Consider the following 3228-nt stretch of genomic DNA (forward strand, 5'->3'; position numbering starts at 1 on the left):
GGTTCATGCACTCGGTCTCGGCCTTGGCGAAGGCCTCCGGGCGGTCTTCTTTCTTTCCCGGACGTCCGGGCTCGATAGCGCCGGTCGAGAGGGCGCGCAGATAGACATAGAGATCGTCGATGTAGCAGGAGGCGTTCTTGTTTTCGGCGAAGGCCGGCATAACGCTGTTGCCGTTCTGGCGGCCGCCGATGACGATGCCGGCGAACTCGGCATAGTCGAACCGCTTCACCGAATCCTTGAGCGCCGGCGCATAGGTCGAGCCGCCGCCATTGGGGCCGTGGCAGACGTGGCATTCCGCGTGATAGCGGCGATAGCCGGAGAAGGTGTACCAGTCCACCTTGCCGTCGGGACCGACGTTGTAGGTGGGGTCGCCTTTGGCGTCGAGATATTTGCCGTCTGTCGATTTGACGGCCTTGGGGTCTCCCGGCGCCTCGGCCATGGCGGAGCTTCCCACGCACATGATGACGCCCAGAGCTAACGCTCCGGCAAGCGACGATCTCATTACCTCTCTCCTTGGTCTCTTCTCTTCCCACACAGTGTAAACGCCGACGCTCGGCGGCACCTTGACGGTGCGCCGAGCGCCGGCTTTTAATTGCTTCGCGTCTCGCTTAGTTCGGCAGAGCGAAGACAGTCAAGACGCCGCCGAGAGCCGTATAGTTGGCCAGCGACGCATAGTTGCCCACGGCGCCGAGTCCCTCGTTGCTCTTCGAGAGGCCAGCCGCCAAGCCGATGCCGGCCCAGCCGCCAACGCCCGAGAGCACCGCGACATACTGCTTGCCGCCGGACTCATAGGTGGTGACGTTGCCGATGATTCCCGACGGAGTCTTGTACTTATAGAGCTCCTTGCCGGTCTTCGTGTCGACAGCCTTCAGATAGCCCTCGAGCGTGCCATAGAAGGTGATGCCGCCGTCCGTCGACGTCGCGCCGCCCCAGACCGAGAACTGCTCCTTATTGGACCAGACGATCTTGCCGACCTTGGCGTCCCAGGCGATGAAGTTGCCGGTGTGGGTCTCGCCCTTGTCCTTGCCCGCCGGGAACATTTCCAGCGTCGCGCCGACGTAGGGCTGGCCCGCCGTATAGCTCACGCGGAACGGCTCATAGTCCATGCAGACATGGTTGGTCGGAACCAGGAACAGTCCCGTCGTCGCGTCGTAGCTCGCCGGCTGCTGGTCCTTGGAGCCAAGCGCCGCCGGGCAGACATATTGCGTATTGACGTCTTCGCCGTTCTGCTCCGTCGAATATTTCGCCACGCCGAGCGGACGGCCATAGGTCTTGGAGCTCTTGTCCATATCGACCTTGGTCGCCCAGTTCACCGCCGGATCAAATTTCTCGGCGACGAGCAGTTCGCCGGTGACTCGGTCAAGCGTATAGCCGAAGCCGTTGCGGTCGAAGTGGACGAGAGTCTTGCGCTTCTGGCCGCCCATGTCCTGGTCGGCGAGAATCATCTCGTTGATGCCGTCATAGTCCCACTCGTCGTGGGGCGTCATCTGGTAAACCCACTTCGCCTTGCCGGTGTCGAGGTCGCGCGCCCAGATGGTCATCGACCAGCGATTGTCGCCCGGACGCTGCTTGGGGTTCCAGGTCGAGGGATTGCCCGAGCCGTAGTAGACGAGATTCAGGTCCGGATCATAGCTGTACCAGCCCCAGGTGGTGCCGCCGCCGATCTTCCACTGATCGCCTTCCCAGGTCGTGATGCCCGAGTCCTTCTCGACCGGCTTGCCGAGATGGGTGGTCTTGCCCGGCTCGATGAGCGTATCCGCGTCGGGGCCCATCGAATAGCCGCGCCACACCTGCTGGCCGGTCTTCACGTCATAGGCCGTGATGTGGCCGCGCACGCCGAATTCGCCGCCGGCGATGCCCACGAACACCTTGTCCTTGAAGACATGCGGGGCCGCGGTCGAGGTTTGGCCCTTGGAGGGATCGCCGTTCTTGACCGACCAGAGGAGCTTGCCGGATTTGGCGTCGAGCGCGACGAGCGTGGTGTCGGCCTGCGCCAGGAAAATCTTGCCGTCGCCATAGGCGAGACCGCGGTTGACCGTGTCGCAGCACATCACCGGCACGACCGACGGATCTTGCTTGGGCTCATACTTCCAGAGGATCTTGTGGTCCGGATCCTTCAGGTCGAGCGCATAGACGTTGTTGGGGAACGGCGTATGCAGATACATGACGTCGCCGATGACGAGCGGCGCGCCTTCATGGCCGCGCAGAACGCCGGTGGAGAACTGCCACGCCGGCGCGAGCTTGCCGACGTTCTCGGTCGTGATCTGCTTAAGAGCGGAATGGCGCAGGTTGCCGTAATCACCCGTCGGCATCACCCACTGCTTGGGGTCTTTCTGCAGGGTCTGCAAATCGTCGGCCTTCGCCGCGCCGGCGAGCGCGAGTACGGCCACCGAAGTCGACAACAACAGTTTATGCATGAGCTTTTCCTCCTGACGACGTCCGGCGCGCATTTTTATGCGCCGCCGCCGACGTCGTGCCTCCTTGGCGCCTCGACATTGGGAAGGCGATTTCCGTTTATGTCTCAAGCCGGCGGGACAAAACGTCCGCCAGCGGCGAGAAGCTCCCGGTTCCCGTCCGGAAGACATCTTTTAACTCGGAAACGGCGGGATAATATGTCGCTAGCTCTTGAATCGCAATCGCAAAAAACAATGGCGCGGCCGTGCGATGCAGCGCATCGGCCAGCCCATGAAACAGCCAAGGCGAACAACATGTTGCGTCGCTTGCTGGCGCTTGTCGCGGCGCTCGCGCCGCTTGTCGCCGGGTATCCCGCCCGCGCCTTCTCCTTAAGTGAAATCGCCCCCGGCGCTTACGCGCATCAGGGCGAAACTTCCCTCATGACTCGGGAAAATGCGGGCGACATCGCCAATCTCGGCGCCATCGTCGGGGACGAATCGGTCGCGGTGATCGATACGGGCGGCAGCCTGATCGAAGGCCGCGCCTTCCTCGCGGCGCTGCGCGAAAAGACGCAAAAGCCCATTCGCTACGTCATCAACACCCACGCCCATCCCGACCATATTTTCGGCAATGGCGCCTTCGTCGAGACCGGCGCGATTTTCGTCGGGCACAAGAATCTGCCGCGGGCGCTGGCGGCGCGTGGGCCGCACTATCTTTCGGCCTGTCGCGCGCAGATGGGCGACGCCCTAGACGGCGTCACGATCGTGCCCCCGACGATGACCGTCGACCAGACGCTGACGCGCGATCTCGGCCGTCGCGAGATCGTGCTGCAGG

The 3228-nt window shown here is 62.9% G+C and carries 3 protein-coding genes; 1 reads left to right on the top strand and 2 read right to left on the bottom strand.

The annotated features are described in order from the left end of the window. Positions 1 to 460 (bottom strand): c-type cytochrome, methanol metabolism-related (locus QZ964_RS13605; protein ID WP_292532191.1); only part of this gene is annotated, 460 nt, incomplete at its 3' end. A gap of 148 nt (positions 461 to 608) precedes the next feature. Then, complete coding sequence (xoxF5, locus tag QZ964_RS13610; protein ID WP_196404534.1) at positions 609 to 2417, bottom strand: lanthanide-dependent methanol dehydrogenase XoxF5; 1809 nt, start codon at positions 2415 to 2417, stop codon at positions 609 to 611. Positions 2418 to 2708: 291 nt separating this feature from the next. Here xoxF5 and QZ964_RS13615 point away from each other — a divergent pair. After that, positions 2709 to 3228, top strand: a 520-nt coding sequence (locus QZ964_RS13615; protein WP_292532190.1) for an MBL fold metallo-hydrolase, incomplete at its 3' end; no start/stop codon positions are given.

Origin of the sequence: Methylocystis sp., from assembly GCF_021731785.1 — a bacterium.
In the GTDB taxonomy this organism is placed as follows: domain Bacteria; phylum Pseudomonadota; class Alphaproteobacteria; order Rhizobiales; family Beijerinckiaceae; genus Methylocystis.

Coding starts and splice junctions, on each gene's coding strand:
- xoxF5 (WP_196404534.1), bottom strand. CDS start 2,417: ATGCATAAACTGTTGTTGTCGACTTCGGTGGCCGTACTCGCGCTCGCC.